This is a genomic window from Thermosulfurimonas sp. F29, from assembly GCF_019688735.1.
Taxonomy (GTDB): domain Bacteria; phylum Desulfobacterota; class Thermodesulfobacteria; order Thermodesulfobacteriales; family Thermodesulfobacteriaceae; genus Thermosulfurimonas_A.
The window spans coordinates 36,785-54,281 of sequence record NZ_JAIFYA010000001.1 but is presented as its reverse complement, the minus strand read 5'-3'; the positions used below and the strand labels follow the sequence as shown (position 1 = coordinate 54,281).

Here is a 17,497-nt window from a genome sequence, read left to right as displayed (position 1 = left end):
CCGGTCCGCTGAAGAGGTTTGTTAGAATTTTCATGCATCTTATTTTCTATTACGATTGAGATGGATTTTATATTTTTATCTCGATAAAGAATAAAATTTTTTTGATTTTTATCTAAAAAGATAACTTTGTCTCCAATATGAGTTATACCCAACTTTGACACCCCGGGCAAAAAAATTCTCTTGTATCAACGGTTTTCGGGCACACTACCTCCACGTTCCACAACACCTTCTTCCTCTCCTGCCTCCAGCACCCTTCCCGGCACCCTCATACCCACCGCCCTGAACGCCTCATACGCCCTCCCCTCAAGCTCCGTCCTCACCAAATACTTCTTCCCGTCAACCGCAACCTCCACCGCCTTGAGCCTCTCAAGATCCCTCATCACCTCCCTGTAAGACCCCTTACATCCCGCCTCCTTAAGCCTCCTCATCATCACCACCTCCAGCACAAAGGCCAAAAAGCAAACCATTATGTGGCCCCGTATCCGCTTCTCTGTCCAGTGATAAATAGGCCTCAGCTCCAAACCACTCTTGATCTCCCGAAAAGCCCTCTCCACCCTCCAAAGATCCCTATACGCCAGCGCCGCCTCCTCCACCCCAAGCTCCGTATTCGTCTCAAGCACATACTTCCCATCATACCGCGCCTCCTCCTCCAATACCTCCCGATCTATCGTAACCTCCGCCCCCTTCACCTTCAAATATCGACGATAACCCCTATTCCCTATAAGCCCCTTAAGACCACCCGCCTTAAGCTTCTCCTCAAGCTTCCTTACCACCTCCTCCCTCGCAGCCCTCTCCCTCTCCGCCTCCTCCGGATTAAAACAAACCAGGTAACGCCTGCCTTCATGCCAGACCTCTTTTACCCTCAAATTCCCTTTCACCTTCCGGAAACGGCCCCCTCTACCCAAAACCTCCTTCATGGCCCTAAGCTTCCGCATCCTCACCCCCACCAAATACTCAAGCCCCAAAGCCTCGATCTCCTCCAAAATCTTCCGGCTCACCATCCCACGGTCAGCCACCAAAATCACCCGCCTCACCCGAAACCGACCCCGCAACTCCTTAAGCACCGCCCAAAATGTCTCTACATCCGCCGTAGCCCCGGGAAACACCTCGTGCCCTATCGGCATCCCCTCCCGCGTCATAAGTAAACCCAATATCACCTGCACACGGTCCGGCCTCCGGTCCTTCGAATATCCATACTCGCAAAACCCCTCCGCCCCTCTCCCCTCAAAATACGCGCTCGTCGTGTCCCAAAACACCAAATCAAGCTCCAGACTGAAAAGATCCTTTATCCTCTCGAAAAGCTCTACCTCAATCTCGTCCTTATGATCGGCCAAAAAATCAAGAGCCCGGTAAAAATGATGAAGCTCAAGCCTCTCAAACTCCGGCCGATATACCGTCTCCTTCCATCGGCTAACCCCAAGCTTCGAGGCCGGGTCACAGAGCCTGTTCAAAACCATGGCAAAAACCGCTTCTTCCACATCTATGGAAATTTCCGTCCCAGAAAGAAGCTTCCTCAGAATCCTATCAAGCTTAAGATCTTCCCATAGCCTTCTAAAGATCAACGCCGGACCGAAATCCTTGGCCCATTTGGCCTCAAGGGATCGGGCACAAGCCTCTATCCATTGCCTCCGGGAAAACCTGGCCAGCCCTTCTATCAGCTTGTCCAGTTGACCCTCCTTAAGTTTTTCCAGCCGTCCCAGGTTGGCTACGATCCTCTGGCGTACTTTTCCGTTAACCCGCTTGCCCTCAACGATATAGAGGTAGGTCCTGGTGGAGCCGTCTTTGTTTTTGAAGGTTTTGGTGCGGATATACATAGCACTAAAATAGTAGCATGATTTTCTTGTTTGTCAAGATGTAATTTTGTAGGCATAGCACAACATTTGAAGGCTAAGAGGATGAGTCGTAGGTGGAAGGAGGGAATTAGAGGGGCATTTAGGGGTTATTTCGGGCCGAAAATGCTCACTTGAGATTCCCCAGCCCCTTCCGACTGTCAAACTTGGGTTAGAGGGGCATTTAGGGGTTATTTCGGGCCGAAAATGCTCACTTGAGATTCCCCAGCCCCTTCCGACTGTCAAACTTGGGTTATAGCAACAATTCTGGATTTAGAGATACTATTTCAAGGATTTTTGTTACAATAGGAAATAGATGCCCCCACAACAAACTTTTTGATACACTTTCTCCTATATGGAATATTCTATTACGTTCATCAATCAATTCTTTAACAATTTGTTCGTTAAGTTTAAGAATTTTATCGAAAGATTTATATTTAATGATGCCAAGGTATTTCAAGAATTCTAATAATTTTTCACTTCTTTTCTTTTTAGTGTACCTTAATAATCCTTTGATTATACTCTTTTTTCTATCATCTTTCATAAAATCTGCAAGTTTTTCTATTTTGATTTTTTCTATTCCTTCAAATAAAGGGTCAGAAAACATTTTTTTGTATTTATTTGTATGTTCTAAATATTCTAAAATTAAAAACCAATGAAAATATTTAGATTTTTCATGTTCTTCTTTCGAACCAGAATAATAAAAGTGCAATAAGTCATTTAATATATCATTATTCAGATTTATGGACCAAGGAACTACTGACAAATCAAAGATTCTTTTAGTAGTTATCGATAAACCATCTCGTAGCGATATAGTATTTTGAAAATTTTTTGTCGTATTTGTTATATTAAGATGAAACCAGTCAATTTTAATAAAAAAGGTCCCATAATGAGGATTTGGTTCTGTAGCGTTAATATAAAATGAAAAAAATTTTGCTAAACAATCTATAAAATTTATTTGATCTTCTTTGGTGCATAAAGAGCTAGAAATAATGGAAAATTTGTATGAATCTTCATAAGTTTTATTTATATTAACTTCTGTGTTAGTTAATCCAAAAGGATTGCTTATTGTATGAGGAACACGTAATTCTATATAATTTGACCCAATAAAACCAGATTCTTCAATACAATGGGAAGCAATAATTTTAAAAGGACATTCTATTTTATACATTGTTATTCTAACGTCCCAATTCACCCGCCCGCTGTATCGGGTGAAAAGATTTGTTAGGTTTCTTAATTAACCTCTATATGGAATTTTTGATTTCAATATCTCTACATCGCTATAGCCAAGATCATTAAGAAAATCTTTAATACTTTGAATTATTATATTTTGTTTTGCTAAAGGTCCTACTATAATCTTAGTAATTGGCAATTTGTCAGGATATATTCTTTTTCCTGAACTGTCTTTTAATTTTGTTTCATAAGTACATACGTACGGAACAATTACTCCATTTGATACTCTATAACGTTTTTTTTCATAGAAGTCTAAATTTCCAGACGAATCGATAAGACGAACTTCTTGCTCTGTTTGAAAAGCTTTATTTTTAAAATTAACAAAAACCGAAGACAATGAATGAAACATCGCATTAACATATTCTTCGTTATACATTTTGATATTATACTTATTCTCTTTTAAATCTCGCATAAATTCGTGATTATATTTATGTATTATGGAAAGCAATATTTCAGTTTTTTGCTGATCTTTATATATAACTTTTCCTACATAATACTGTGGAAAGAGAAAAAAATGTGGATATTCAGTTTTTTGTTTTAGGCTAAATCCTATGCATATGCCAGCGCCATTCTCTCCATATGCTCTCCAGTGTTCTAATGTATCTGCAACCATTGTAAATGAACATATGTAATGATTTTCAAAAGAAGAAGTTTCAAGCTTTTCAAGAGTATCTTCAAGGACTTTTTTGAAATGATTGTAACGTTGCTTAGATATCAACTTTTTTATTAATTGTTTAGCTAAATTAGCACCATTGTATAATTCTTCCGCATCATTTAAATATCTCGCATCAGACAACCAGAATCCTTTATTAGTTAAAATTCCTATTAAACCATTAAGATCAGTATAATGAAAAATTAGATCACCTCGATAGTAAAATATATCTCCATACTTTTTTAAATACCCGCTTGATGCAGTCCATGCAGCTCTGAGAAAACCAAATTTAGTATTTTCGATGAAATCATTTAATTTGTTGTACATAGTGTTGTTTAATTGTGTAATTGTGTAATTCATTTCATATTTCTAACAGACGCCGCAGCTGAGCAGAAAAGATCGAAGACCTGTTCTGCTCAAGCGACTTGTTGCTGGGCCCCCTAATATCCCCCTCCGTATTTAATCATTATACCATAATTTGTACAAAAAGTCAAGCCCAAGTTTGACAGTCGGAAGGGGCTGGGGAATCTCAAGTGAGCATTTTCGGCCCGAAATAACCCCTAAATGCCCCTCTAATTCCCTCCTTCCACCTACGACTCATCCTCTTAGCCTTCAAATGTTGTGCTATGCCTACAAAATTACATCTTGACAAACAAGAAAATCATGCTACTATTTTAGTGCTATGTATATCCGCACCAAAACCTTCAAAAACAAAGACGGCTCCACCAGGACCTACCTCTATATCGTTGAGGGCAAGCGGGTTAACGGAAAAGTACGCCAGAGGATCGTAGCCAACCTGGGACGGCTGGAAAAACTTAAGGAGGGTCAACTGGACAAGCTGATAGAAGGGCTGGCCAGGTTTTCCCGGAGGCAATGGATAGAGGCTTGTGCCCGATCCCTTGAGGCCAAATGGGCCAAGGATTTCGGTCCGGCGTTGATCTTTAGAAGGCTATGGGAAGATCTTAAGCTTGATAGGATTCTGAGGAAGCTTCTTTCTGGGACGGAAATTTCCATAGATGTGGAAGAAGCGGTTTTTGCCATGGTTTTGAACAGGCTCTGTGACCCGGCCTCGAAGCTTGGGGTTAGCCGATGGAAGGAGACGGTATATCGGCCGGAGTTTGAGAGGCTTGAGCTTCATCATTTTTACCGGGCTCTTGATTTTTTGGCCGATCATAAGGACGAGATTGAGGTAGAGCTTTTCGAGAGGATAAAGGATCTTTTCAGTCTGGAGCTTGATTTGGTGTTTTGGGACACGACGAGCGCGTATTTTGAGGGGAGAGGGGCGGAGGGGTTTTGCGAGTATGGATATTCGAAGGACCGGAGGCCGGACCGTGTGCAGGTGATATTGGGTTTACTTATGACGCGGGAGGGGATGCCGATAGGGCACGAGGTGTTTCCCGGGGCTACGGCGGATGTAGAGACATTTTGGGCGGTGCTTAAGGAGTTGCGGGGTCGGTTTCGGGTGAGGCGGGTGATTTTGGTGGCTGACCGTGGGATGGTGAGCCGGAAGATTTTGGAGGAGATCGAGGCTTTGGGGCTTGAGTATTTGGTGGGGGTGAGGATGCGGAAGCTTAGGGCCATGAAGGAGGTTTTGGGTAGAGGGGGCCGTTTCCGGAAGGTGAAAGGGAATTTGAGGGTAAAAGAGGTCTGGCATGAAGGCAGGCGTTACCTGGTTTGTTTTAATCCGGAGGAGGCGGAGAGGGAGAGGGCTGCGAGGGAGGAGGTGGTAAGGAAGCTTGAGGAGAAGCTTAAGGCGGGTGGTCTTAAGGGGCTTATAGGGAATAGGGGTTATCGTCGATATTTGAAGGTGAAGGGGGCGGAGGTTACGATAGATCGGGAGGTATTGGAGGAGGAGGCGCGGTATGATGGGAAGTATGTGCTTGAGACGAATACGGAGCTTGGGGTGGAGGAGGCGGCGCTGGCGTATAGGGATCTTTGGAGGGTGGAGAGGGCTTTTCGGGAGATCAAGAGTGGTTTGGAGCTGAGGCCTATTTATCACTGGACAGAGAAGCGGATACGGGGCCACATAATGGTTTGCTTTTTGGCCTTTGTGCTGGAGGTGGTGATGATGAGGAGGCTTAAGGAGGCGGGATGTAAGGGGTCTTACAGGGAGGTGATGAGGGATCTTGAGAGGCTCAAGGCGGTGGAGGTTGCGGTTGACGGGAAGAAGTATTTGGTGAGGACGGAGCTTGAGGGGAGGGCGTATGAGGCGTTCAGGGCGGTGGGTATGAGGGTGCCGGGAAGGGTGCTGGAGGCAGGAGAGGAAGAAGGTGTTGTGGAACGTGGAGGTAGTGTGCCCGAAAACCGTTGATACAAGAGAATTTTTTTGCCCGGGGTGTCAAAGTTGGGTATAAAAAGCTAACAAACCTTTTCAGAGGACCTAGCAATACTGGAGGGCCGCTGATTTTAGACGTTATATATTAATCCGAGCAATTAATGTGTGACATTACATGGCATATCTGACTGCCGGGGCGCGAAAGTAACTCTTCACTATCTCCGGCTGCCTCTGCGTACTCATCAAATAGCTCCTCACGTTGCCCATCAATTCTTCTTTCGTCCGGGACTTCCTCCTTCCCACTGCATTTGTCTTCACATCTTGATTCAAATATTCATCCGGATTCAACTCCGGACTGTATTTCGGTAAAAAGAAAAGCTCTATCTCTCCTTTATGTCTCCTCACCCACTCTGACACCTTCTTCGCATGATGCACCCTATGATTGTCAACGATCAGAAATATCTTCCTCTTTTCGTTGGATCTTATGAGCCTTCGCAAAAATTCGATAAATATCTCCGTATTAAACCGCTCCCCAAAAATCATGAATTTCAACTTCCCTCGGTTGCTTATGGCCGATATCATGTTGAACCGAAATCGCTTGCCGCTTACTTCCACCACCGGGGTCTCCCCCTTAGGGGCCCAACTCCTTCCTGCCTGATGGTCAGACCTGATTCCCGTCTCGTCTCCCCAGTAAATCTCCGCTCCTTCCTCCCGAGCCTTCTGCTTGATCTGTGGATATTCCTCCTCAAGCCACGCCTTCACTTCCTTAGGATTCTGTTCATAAGCCCGCTTCAAAGGCTTCTGCGGCGTAAACCCCCACCGCCTCAAATACCGCCCTACCGTCCATACCGATAGCTTGATCCCAAACTCCCTCTCTATGAGCTGCCCCACAGCCTCTCTGGTCCAAAGGGCAAAGGGAAGCTTCATCTGGTCTGGATAACGATCTCGAATGAGGTTGCAAATAGTAGCTACCTGCCAGCCTAAAAGCTTTCCTCCCTTAGGTCGTCCGCGAGGTTTGGCCAAAAGGGCCTCTTCGCCTTTTTCCCGATAGATCTTGAGCCATCTCGAAACCGTTCCTCTGGCCACACCAAAAGTTTTGGCCACCTGGGTTTGAGACTGGCCATTGAGAACAGCTCGGACGGCTCTAAGTCTTATGGCTTCCTGTGCTTTTGGGGATAAATAGCGAGCATCTTTCATAAAATTAGTTTACCATAAAAATTTCCCCCTGTCATACATTTTCCGCTCCCATTAATATATTAAAAGATGGGGTTTTGGGAGCACCCTTAAAATTATATTAGATAAATAACAATATAGTTTATAATCTTTTCCAGATATATAACCTTTAAGAAAAAAATACTTCGCAAAAATATCCATATCTTCATAAACAGAACGATCTATTACAATATTACATCTCTCATTTAATGCTAATAAAATGGAAGTTACTTTACTAATTAGAAATTTAACTTGCATTGGAAAAGCCCACATTTTAGGATTTTTAAACAATTTTTCTATATCTGTAGATTCTATATTATCATAGGCGATATATTTCCAATTTAAAGCTTTAGCAATAATTTTAGCTAAAGTTGTTTTGCCTGAACCTGGTGGACCGGCTATATTTAAAATAAAAGTCATCTTTCTAACGAGGGCGTCAGCGGCGGGCGGAGCCGAGCGGAGCGAGGCGAAGCCCGTCCGCCGGACGCGTTTAGGCTTACACGAATTTCGAGAAGACATTCAAGATAAGAACCTCCAAGTGAGCCGCCACCTTGTGAGGGCCGATTTGTAAGGTGCTGGGATGTGCACAGGCATTTCTAAGCCGCAAGCATTCCTTGAGTTGCTGCTTGGTATTCTTGCCAATCACGGAAATAGCTTCCAAGATGTCCAAGAAATCACTTTCTTTCATGCGCGCCAAGTCATCCTTAGTTGTAGCATCTCTCCATCTCGCATTACGTCGCCGGGCCTCAGCATTGAAAGTCAGCAACCGATCAGAATCAGAAAGTATATGGTCGTATAATACAGCGACAGCGCCAGTCCAAGACAACACTACAAAAGCCCTATAAAGTTGGTATTCATAACATTTGATAGCTTCCTCAACGAAAGCAGCCGTTATGGCTTCGGGTATCCGCTCCAATTCTTTGCGAAGATTAACGGCAACGTCCTTGGGAGGCAAAAGAGCTAGGTTCTTATTTTCAAGGATCTCGCGCACACGTTGTTGGCCAGCTGTGGTCAGACACCATCCATCCTTAGTGTTAGCGACAAAGGGCACAGCTTTTCTTAGATAGTCTGACACATTCCACTTCTTAACCTCCCGCAGCCCCGCTTCATAAGCAATGTCACGTATCTCACGAACTTGTTTGGGCCGCTTGCTATCTACAGCCAAGCAAAGCAAAAGTTTATCCGTTCTTGATAAATCTGATATTTGCAGTATATCTACTAGCAAAGTTTTATCCAACAATTTTTCGCTCCAATTCCTTTCGAGCTGGTGCAGAGAGTGTATAAGTGCCGGACGAAGTTTGGTTCAATATCTGCTCACGAAGAAGTTGCTGTAGATATCGAGATAAGTTTTTGCTGTAATTCTTTTGGTAGTGATGCGAGGCGGCTTTCATAGCATTAAGAATCTCACGTCGGGAAAACGAGGGGATGTTCTCCACGAAGGTTAGGTAAGCAGCTGCAGCGACTACCAATTCCTTGCCAGTTTTAGCGTTTATCTTCTCCGCAATAGTTGCTACACTAAAGTCAATAAATTTCTGATGTTCTTCTGGAGGCATTTCCTCCGCCTCTTCCTCTACCGTAAACGGTCCTTTCATATCAGCTATTTCCTGAAGGAGTTCAGGAATTTGCTCTTTAATAAATTCTTCACTGCCTTCAAATTCAATCTCAATGTCACCGACTCGAATACGAATTTTGCTCATCTAATTCCTCCTCAAGTGTGGTTGTGCCTAACGTCTAAATTCAACAGCGGCGCTGGAAAGCGCCGTCCGCTGAAGCGGGTTGTTAGACAATTCACTTAAAATTATTTCGTTCAATAATACCTATTACTATTTCAATTAAATCCAAAGATCGATCTTCTATAACTTCTTCAAATTCGTGCATACCAATTGGGAAAGTAAATATTTCATTTAAAGCTGCTATTATATCGTTTTGTATTTCGACAAATCTTGCCGGTAATCCGTGATGAATAGGAATACGAACACTATCATAAAATTCTTTCGCCTGTTCAGCATCGTCTTCTGAGAATAATCCACAAGAAGCTAAACCGTTAATTAATTGTTTAAAACTTAAATTTCTTTTTTCTTCCAGCTGTTTTTGTAAAAGAGCCAATTTCTTATAAAGATCTGAATTTGATGAAGCTAAAGCTGAATATTTGATTGCTAATTCCCTTACAAATATCTCTAAAAGAGCAGAGGTTATACACAAAGATCCAAGTAGAGCGCCCGCTTGTAAACATAATAATAATTCATGAGCATAATATTTACTAACACTACCTGGCATTTTTATTCTTTTAATCCTTTTTATTAGGTTGTCTATCTTTTCTACCTTTTTAGATTCAAATTGTTTTTTGTAAGTTCTGATCATTTAGATTTTAAATTTCCTAACAACCAAGCTCACTGGCTGGCATGGAGCGCAGCGTAATGCCAGTCCAGTGAAGCGCATTGTTAGCCCTTAATTACTCCCAAAGCTAATAAAGCCAAGAATAAAAAACCAAGTAAATATAATGGGCAGTGCTTCCAAAAATTCTTAAAACCAAAATATTCCACTTCTAGACCTTTTAATGTTAATTTATCTATTTTATTCAGGTCCGCTTTTCGTAATTCTTTGATTTTTTGAGGAAAGTACTTATTCCCATAACCTAATAAAATTCCAACAAATATAAATGAAACAAGCGCCCATAATTTAGGATTTTTGGTCCCAAGGCATGATATTGCTAAGTTAAAACTAAATAATCCTATAGTAATATTTAAAAATTCTTTCCACTTAGAAAATTCTTTTTCAATTTCAGCTAACACATTCTCATTAAAATAATGTTTATCCGCATTATGCTTATGTCCATTCATTTTTTTCATTAAGGCATTGAAAGTTTCTTCGGTTAATATATATGAACCATCATCTTTTTTATTGAGTATTTTCTTTTAAACCAACCTTTCTAGAGTTCTTTTTATATCTTCTTCTGAAGATCGGCTCGTCCCTAACTCATTGTAGGGAAGAGTATGAGAGAAACCATAAGGCACACGGTGATTATTTGCTTTCTCCCATTTTATTATCACATTCAAAATATCTTTTTCTACTTGATTCAGTCCTTCAATTATTGTCATACCCTTCCTTATTCGTCATTCATATATAGGGCTAACGACCAAGCTCACCTGCCGCTATGAAGCGCCAGCGGAATAGCGGTCAGGTGAAGCACATTGTTAAGCCTTGCTTGTCTCTTTAGTAATCGATTCAATCACTTTATTTGATGCTTTTAATATTTCCGCAGCTCTTTCTGTATTTTCTTGGTCAGCTATAATGCCTTTTTGTATATTCTGTAGTTCAACAAGTAGGAGACGTTCTATTTCATCAAGCAGGAAATGAAGGCCGCCACTCCCAAATTTATCCAAATAATCAGAATGATGGGGCAACACAGCTTTTACTATATCTTTTACTCCATCTATATTAATAAAACGTTCCGGTGACTCAAGACCAAGCCTTAACGTTTCAAATTTCATTACATCTAGAAGAATTATCGCTTGATATGCGTTGTAATATGCCCATGCCAGTGGGGTCAAAAATGGACGAGCTTTGGCTGCTGTACCAAGTTTGATATTTTTAACATCAAAACCTGCTCCCATGATTTCAAATACTTGTCTGAAACGTGGATTTGCAGCAGCTTCTTTAGCAGCCTCTTCATATTTAACTATTGCCATCGTCACTGATATTCCTTTTGCCTTGCCAAGCTCGGTTACAGCCTCCCAAATTTGATCTATTGCTTCAAGTTGTCGTTCATACAATTTGGCCTGCCGACTAACCAGCCCAGACATAGCAGCACTTCTTAGAGATTCAATAGTAGATTCTTTTGTCCGTAATTCTGATTTTAAATTTTCAATTTTCTCATTAAATTCATTTTCTATACTTTTTGTAAGCCTTGCGGAAATCCATGAACGGAATAACCACAGAGCTAAGGCAAAGAGAGATGTTGTACTTATTGCCGGTAACCAGTTTGTTATATCCGCCATGGTTTATTCCATATTTTAAGGCTTAACATTGAACTCACCTGCCGAAAATGCGGCAGCATTTTCGGTCAGGTGCAGCGATTCGTTATAAGTTCTTTATTTTGGTTTATCTGTTTTAACAACTGCTTGATTGCGGCTTCTGCTGGAGTGTTTGGATTTGCCTCTTTAGAACTTCTTTTTCTACCTCGGCTCCCTCCTGACCTCTGAACTAAAGAATATTACCATTAGAATTGCTTTGAAATCAAGTTAAATTAGAGAACCACCAGCCTTTACATTTACCTTGATCTATTTAGAGAATGCGTATCCGTTTGAGATTTTCTTTTTATAACATATCTTTTATGCTTTCTTAGATAGCCCCCCTCTAAGGCTATATTAAATCTGGCTATATATCAGAATTACACTAAAGTCAAACAGCTTTTTCAATAATTTTTTCTGGAAACTTTTGCTATTTCAGTATTTTGATAGATTATTTAAAAATATCTCAAGAAAATAGCATAAATCTTTTGAAAAGGAATAGTAACTTTTTTTGACAAAATTAAGAGAGGTAATATAATTTCCTAGAATTTCCTTTGGCGTGCAAATAAAAATGAAAAAAGATGGATTGTGGGAAGAATTTAGGAAGTTTCTTTTGAAGGTGGAAAAGAAAGAAAAAGTGATCCCATTTATGGTTAACTGGGTAATGCAAGCCTTGAGAGAATGGGATCTCGAGCCGGGAAAAAACATTACGCATCCTCAGAAAAAGCAGTATCTTCTAAAATTATCGCAAAAATATGAACCGTGGCAAGTGGAACAGGCAGACAGGGCCCTAAAGCTTTACAATTACTTTCTTGAAACAATTTCCCAAAAAGAAAACCTAAATGCCGAATCGGAATGGGCTGAAGTCCTAGAAAAAGCCAGGAAAATATTGCGACGTAAGCACTATTCTTACCGCACAGAAAAAACTTACCTAGATTGGATTCGACAACTGGCGGACTACCTAGAATACAAACTACCACAAGAAGTCTCAGGGGAAGATTTCCAGAATTTCTTGACTTATCTAGCCGTGGAGCGAAATGTGGCGCCAGCCACCCAGAACCAGGCCCTGAACGCCCTGGTCTTTTTCTATCGGAAGGTGCTGGAGAAAAACATAGATCCCTACATAGAGGCCGTAAAGGCCCGAGAGAAGCGAAGACTTCCGGTGGTGCTGAGCCGGGAAGAGGTGGAGGCCGTGCTCTCGGAACTTGAGGAAACCTATTACCTGATCTGTGCCCTCATGTACGGCGGGGGCTTGAGGGTGAGCGAGACGGTAAGACTCCGGGTAAAAGATCTGGATTTTGAACGAGGGTTGATCACGGTATTTTCCGGCAAGGGAGACAAAGACCGGGTAACCGTGTTTCCTCGGAAATTAACGCCGGAGCTTGAGGTGCATCTTGCCAAAATCCGAGAGATTTACCATCAGGACCGGCGGGCCGGGGTGGCCGGGGTATACCTGCCGTACGCGCTTGAGCGTAAATATCCCGAGGCCGGGAAAGAATGGGCCTGGTTCTGGCTGTTTCCTTCAAAAGATCTTTCCGTAGATCCGCGGACCGAGACCGTGCGTCGGCATCACATCCATCCCAGTGCGGTGCAACGGGCCTTCAAAAAGGCGCTACGGAAGGCCGGGGTGGAAAAGCCCGCTACGGTGCATTCCCTGCGGCACAGCTTCGCCACCCACCTTCTTGAGGACGGCTACGACATTCGCACCATCCAGGAACTTCTCGGTCACAAAAGCCTGCGCACCACCATGATTTACACTCATATCGTGGGACGGAGAATCACGGGGGTGGTGAGTCCGCTCGACCGCTGAGGAATTCAGTGATATTAATAGGGTCATCAAACAACAAACAATAGACGCTACCCCCTCCCAACCTCTCTCTATAAGGGGGAAAAGTAATTTTCCACTTTCAAGGTGAAAGAGAGAAAGAGAGGGAGATAAAAAACGTCGATGTCTAGCAAAATGCTCCTAGGAACGGGTAACTAGTGACGAGATAATTTCGTGGAGCGTTCGAGCATGGGGGATGGTTACCGAGGGCAGACCGGAGGGCTCCTTTCGGGCCTGGCGCTGAAAGAATCTTCGGCCAAGATCCGAGACTTTTTGCAGGAACTGGCCGGACGAGGCGAAGTTTATGTTACCGGGGGAGCCGTAAGGGACATCCTGCGGGGGGAGAGGGTAGGGGACCTGGATCTCACGGTGGTAGATCTTTCCCCCCTGGAGGTGGCTGAGGAAGCCGCAAGGAGGCTTTCCTGGGCCCTGGTTCCGCTTCACGAGGATTTCGGCGTCTTCCGGGTGGCGCACGGAGGCTTTAGTCTGGACATTTCCGGTCTTCGTCCGGGAGCGGTGGACATCGAGGAGGATCTTCGGTTGAGGGACTTTACCTTTAATGCCCTTGCGGTCCCTCTTCCGGAAGCCCTTGAGAAGACACCTTCGGAATGGCCTCTTCTTGATCCCTGCCTGGGGCTTCGGGATCTTAAGTCCGGTTTGATCCGGGCCATCTCTCGCCGCAATCTTGTAGATGATCCCCTGAGGATCCTCCGGGCCTATCGTTTCTATGCCCTCGGTTTCGGAGAGATAGAGGAGGAGACCCGGAGGTGGCTTTCGGCGGAAAGAGAACGGCTTTTGGGGGTGGCCCGGGAGCGCATTGCCCATGAGCTCATGCTCATTCTCAAAAGTAAGCGGGCCGGGGAGACTTTTTCACTCATGGCCGAAGACGAAGTTTTTTTTGTGATCTTTCCCGAACTTGCCGAGGCCCGGGGCGTGCCGCAGCCTGCCTTTCATCATCTGGATGTGCTGGGGCACAGCCTCGAGGCCCTCCGGCGGGCCGAGGAGGTACTCGAAGCCCCGGAAAAATTTTTCGGAACCGGGGAACCTTTCCGGGAGGTTCTAAAAGATCCCGAACGGGTGGTGGCGGTCAAGCTCGCCGCGCTTTTTCACGATGCCGGAAAGGCTCGCACCTTTGCTCCTCCCGGGAAACGATCGGACCGCATCACCTTCTACGAACACGAGAAGGTGGGCGCGGAGATGTTCGAGGCCTGGGCCACTCGATTGCGCTGGAAGCGCTCGCTTGCCAAGAAGGTTCAAACCCTCATCCGGCACCACATGCGGCCCTTCTTCCTGCTGGAGCTTTACCTGGAGGGGCGTCTCACGGTAAGGGCTCGCCGTCGCCTGATAAGGGACTGCCCGGATTATCCCCTTCTGTTTCTCCTGGCCCTGGCCGACGCCCTGGCCGCCCGGGGCCCGGCCTCCGAAAAGGACACTCCGGACAAACTGGTGGAACTCTTCGAGGACCTCCATCGTTTCGCCCGGGAAATCGTTTCCCGGGTGGAAAGGGAGCGCCTGGTCACCGGACACGATCTCATCGAGATTTTCGGTTTGAAACCGGGTCCCGTTTTTCGGGAGATCCTTTCGGCCCTGGAGGAGGCCCGAATGGAGGGCCGGGTTAAAGACCGCGCCGGGGCCCTGGCCTGGATCAGGGAGTACCTGAAAGGCCGTTTGCCGAAAGAAGGGGTATAATTTATCGAAAATCGAGAGTTCGGGGCAGGTTATGCGAATCGTACTTGCGCTACTCCTGATCCTGATCCTCGGATGGAGCGAGGCGGTCTTCGGGGCGCGAATTCTGATCTTTGCCGGTGCGGCCTCCAGGCCTCCCACCGAGGAGGTGGCCCAGGCCTTCGAGAGGAAGACCGGGGTTAAGGTGGATCTGGTCTTCGGAGGGTCCGGGTATGTGCTTTCTCAGATGCTCCTTTCCCGGAAGGGGGATCTTTATTTTCCCGGTTCCTCCGACTACATGGAGTTGGCCAAAAAGAAAGGGGCCGTGATTCCGGAGACCGAAAGGGTGGTGGCTTACCTGGTTCCGGCCATTATTGTGCGCAGGGGCAATCCCAGAGGGATTCACTCCCTCAGGGATCTGTTGCGTCCGGGCCTTCGGGTGGCCATAGCCAATCCGGAGGGGGTCTGTGTGGGAGCCTATGCGGTGGAAATCGTGGAGAAGAATTTCTCGGCCGAGGAAAAGGAGGCCTTTCGACGCAACCTGGTTAACTACACGGGCAGTTGCGCCAAGACGGCGGCGGCGGTGCTTCTGGGAGCGGTGGATGCGGTGCTGGGGTGGCGGGTCTTCGCCTACTGGAATCCGGAAAAGCTGGAGGTGGTTCCCCTCAAACCGGAGGAGATCGTGAGGGTGGGTTATCTTCCCATTGCCGTTTCCCGGTTCACCCGGCATCGGGATCTCGCCGAACGATTCATCCGATTTCTTCTCTCCTCCGAGGGAAAGGCCATCTTCCGTCGCTATCACTACTTCATGAGCCGGGAGGAGGCCTTCGCCTGGATCGGGGCCGAAAAACCGGTGGGAGGGACCTATCAGGTACCTCCGGAATGGCTCGGGGTGAAGAACCCGTGAATCTCCGCACGGCCACCCTTTCGGTGCTTTTCTTCCTGGCGGTCTTCTATCTGGGGCTCATCCTTTCTCTTTTATACTTTTTTGAGGGTTCCAGATTCTGGGAAACCCTTTTCTCCCCTCGAACGCTTTTTAACCTGCGTCTGAGTCTGGTCTGCGCCACCCTGGCCAGCGGTCTTTCCGTCCTGCTGGGTCTTCCCGCGGCCTACGCCCTTTCCCGTTTCGACTTCCGGGGAAAACAGATCCTGGATACCCTTCTCGAGCTTCCCCTCATAGTTTCCCCCGCGGCCCTGGGGGCCATGCTTCTCATCTTTTTTAACCAGCCTCTCGGGGCCTGGATAGAGGCCCGGGGCGTCCGTTTTGTCTTTACGGTGGAGGGGATAGTGCTGGCCCAGTTTGCCGCCACGGCGGGTCTGGCGGTGCGTTTGCTCAAGGCGGCTCTTGACGAAATTCCCCGTCGCTACGAGAATGTGGCCCGCACCCTGGGAGCCACTCCTCTGAGGGCCTTCCTCACCGTGACCCTCCCGCTCTCCCGGAAAGGACTCCTTTCGGCCTTCGTGCTTACCTGGGCCAAGGCCCTGGGAGAATTCGGCGCTACCATAACTCTTGCCGGGTCCATGCCTTTCCGTACCGAGACGCTGCCCATCGCCATCTTCATGCGTCTTTCCACCGCGGATCTGGTGGGCACGGCCACCCTCACCCTCATTCTGGTGGCCCTGGGGCTCACGCTTCTTTACGGGGTGCGCAAGCTGGGAGAGGCCACCTCATGATCGAGGTGTGCGGTCTCTCGGTAAGGGCGGGAAGCTTTGCCCTGAAGGACATCTCCCTCAGAGTGGAGAGAGGGCGGATACATGTGCTCCTGGGGCCTACCGGTAGCGGAAAGAGCACTCTCCTGGAGGCCCTGGTGGGCCTTCGCCGGCCGGAGGAGGGAAGTATCTTTCTTGAGGGCCGGGAAATCACCCGGCTTCCGGTGGAGAGGAGGGGCCTGGCCTATCTTCCTCAGGATCTGGCCCTGTTTCCGCACCTCACGGTGGAAGAGAACATCCTTTACGGTCCGCGGATAAGGGGAATCCACCCTTCGGAGGGATTTCTCCGTGAACTTCTGGATATTCTGGGCATAAGGGGGCTTCTAAAGCGCAGGCCCGGGACGCTTTCCGGAGGAGAACGCCAGCGGGTGGCCCTGGCCCGGGCCCTGGCCCCGGGATCCCGGTACCTTCTTCTGGACGAGCCTTTTTCCGCCTTGCATGCGGGATTGCGTCGGGAACTCTGGTTTCTTCTTCGGGATCTCAAGGAAAGGTTCAACCTCGCCGTGCTTCTGGTGACTCACGACCTGGAGGAGGCCTTCTTTCTGGGAGACACGGTGAGCGTCCTCATAGACGGACGCCTTGAGCAGAGTGGTTCCCGGGAGGAGGTCTTTCACCATCCCGCCGGTCGTCGGGTGGCCGCTTTCTTCGGTATAAAAAACCTGTTTGAGGGCCGGGTGCTGGGGGCGGAAAAGGGAATTCTTCGGGTGGAGGTCCCCGTGCTCAGGAGAACTCTGGTGGTAAGGTCTCCGATTTCCGCAAGTCCGGGGGAGACCCTGGGGCTCGGTATCCGTCCGGAACACATCCTCTTCCTGCGTCCGAAGTACAGAAAGCCGCACCAGAACAATCTCCTTCCCGGCCGAATCGTGGCCCTCCATCCCAGGGGCACCGGCTGGTGGGTTCTCTTCCGCCCCCGGGGTTCCGAGGTGGACTTTGAGGTCGAGCTTCCCGACTATGCCTTTGAAAAGCTCTCTCTCCGTGAGGGAGTTGCGGTAGAGGCCGTTCTACCGGAGGAAAAGATTTTTGTTCTGAAGGAAAATCTTTGATGAAAGCGTTCATGGCCTATCTTCTTGTCTGATTTCTTGCTTT

The 17,497-nt window shown here is 46.6% G+C and carries 16 protein-coding genes; 6 read left to right on the top strand and 10 right to left on the bottom strand.

From position 1 onward, the window contains the following. Window positions 1–185 precede the first annotated feature (185 nt). From K3767_RS00185 to K3767_RS00175, 3 genes are all read right to left on the bottom strand, one after another. Window positions 186–1,814 (bottom strand): IS1634 family transposase, encoded by a 1,629-nt coding sequence (locus K3767_RS00185; protein ID WP_255592095.1) that lies wholly within the window; start codon window positions 1,812–1,814, stop codon window positions 186–188. Between the two features lie 268 nt (window positions 1,815–2,082). Next, window positions 2,083–3,000, bottom strand: a complete 918-nt coding sequence (locus K3767_RS00180) for a hypothetical protein (protein ID WP_221171549.1) — start codon at window positions 2,998–3,000, stop codon at window positions 2,083–2,085. A gap of 66 nt (window positions 3,001–3,066) precedes the next feature. Then, window positions 3,067–4,074, bottom strand: coding sequence for a DUF2971 domain-containing protein (locus K3767_RS00175; RefSeq protein WP_221171548.1), 1,008 nt, complete (start codon window positions 4,072–4,074; stop codon window positions 3,067–3,069). Between the two features lie 322 nt (window positions 4,075–4,396). Between K3767_RS00175 and K3767_RS00170 the strand changes: the two genes are divergently transcribed. Beyond that, on the top strand, window positions 4,397–6,025 hold the full coding sequence (locus K3767_RS00170) for an IS1634 family transposase (RefSeq protein WP_255592095.1): 1,629 nt from the start codon (window positions 4,397–4,399) through the stop codon (window positions 6,023–6,025). 135 nt (window positions 6,026–6,160) lie between these two features. On the opposite strand, the gene K3767_RS00165 is transcribed toward K3767_RS00170, so the two are convergent. From K3767_RS00165 to K3767_RS00135, 7 genes are all read right to left on the bottom strand, one after another. Beyond that, on the bottom strand, window positions 6,161–7,186 hold the full coding sequence (locus tag K3767_RS00165) for an IS630 family transposase (protein WP_221171547.1): 1,026 nt from the start codon (window positions 7,184–7,186) through the stop codon (window positions 6,161–6,163). 51 nt (window positions 7,187–7,237) lie between these two features. Beyond that, window positions 7,238–7,720, bottom strand: a complete 483-nt coding sequence (locus K3767_RS00160) for a deoxynucleoside kinase (RefSeq protein WP_255592094.1) — start codon at window positions 7,718–7,720, stop codon at window positions 7,238–7,240. Beyond that, on the bottom strand, window positions 7,698–8,441 hold the full coding sequence (locus K3767_RS00155) for a hypothetical protein (RefSeq protein ID WP_221171545.1): 744 nt from the start codon (window positions 8,439–8,441) through the stop codon (window positions 7,698–7,700). The genes K3767_RS00160 and K3767_RS00155 overlap by 23 nt, the downstream gene beginning before the upstream one ends. Continuing rightward, on the bottom strand, window positions 8,431–8,898 hold the full coding sequence (locus K3767_RS00150; RefSeq protein WP_221171544.1) for a hypothetical protein: 468 nt from the start codon (window positions 8,896–8,898) through the stop codon (window positions 8,431–8,433). The genes K3767_RS00155 and K3767_RS00150 overlap by 11 nt, the downstream gene beginning before the upstream one ends. 91 nt (window positions 8,899–8,989) lie before the next feature. Further along, window positions 8,990–9,562 (bottom strand): hypothetical protein, encoded by a 573-nt coding sequence (locus tag K3767_RS00145; RefSeq protein ID WP_221171543.1) that lies wholly within the window; start codon window positions 9,560–9,562, stop codon window positions 8,990–8,992. 80 nt (window positions 9,563–9,642) lie between these two features. Continuing rightward, window positions 9,643–10,050 carry a hypothetical protein gene (locus K3767_RS00140; RefSeq protein WP_221171542.1) on the bottom strand — a complete coding sequence of 136 codons (408 nt, stop codon included), beginning with the start codon at window positions 10,048–10,050 and terminating at the stop codon, window positions 9,643–9,645. Between the two features lie 345 nt (window positions 10,051–10,395). Next, complete coding sequence (locus K3767_RS00135; RefSeq protein ID WP_221171541.1) at window positions 10,396–11,199, bottom strand: hypothetical protein; 804 nt, start codon at window positions 11,197–11,199, stop codon at window positions 10,396–10,398. Window positions 11,200–12,031: 832 nt separating this feature from the next. On the opposite strand from K3767_RS00135, the gene K3767_RS00130 reads away from it, so the two are divergent. The 5 genes from K3767_RS00130 to K3767_RS00110 all read left to right on the top strand — a co-directional run bounded on the left by K3767_RS00130 (window position 12,032) and on the right by K3767_RS00110 (window position 17,454). After that, window positions 12,032–13,021, top strand: a complete 990-nt coding sequence (locus K3767_RS00130) for an integron integrase (protein ID WP_370630431.1) — start codon at window positions 12,032–12,034, stop codon at window positions 13,019–13,021. Between the two features lie 204 nt (window positions 13,022–13,225). Next, window positions 13,226–14,725, top strand: coding sequence for a CCA tRNA nucleotidyltransferase (locus K3767_RS00125; protein ID WP_221171540.1), 1,500 nt, complete (start codon window positions 13,226–13,228; stop codon window positions 14,723–14,725). 31 nt (window positions 14,726–14,756) lie between these two features. Continuing rightward, window positions 14,757–15,608 carry a molybdate ABC transporter substrate-binding protein gene (gene modA, locus K3767_RS00120; protein WP_221171539.1) on the top strand — a complete coding sequence of 284 codons (852 nt, stop codon included), beginning with the start codon at window positions 14,757–14,759 and terminating at the stop codon, window positions 15,606–15,608. Then, entirely contained in the window at window positions 15,605–16,375 is a 771-nt protein-coding gene (locus K3767_RS00115; RefSeq protein WP_221171538.1) for an ABC transporter permease, read from the top strand. Before modA ends, K3767_RS00115 begins: the two co-directional genes overlap by 4 nt. Next, a complete protein-coding gene (locus K3767_RS00110; RefSeq protein WP_221171537.1) occupies window positions 16,372–17,454 on the top strand; it encodes an ABC transporter ATP-binding protein in 1,083 nt (360 codons plus the stop codon). Before K3767_RS00115 ends, K3767_RS00110 begins: the two co-directional genes overlap by 4 nt. Window positions 17,455–17,497 lie beyond the last annotated feature (43 nt).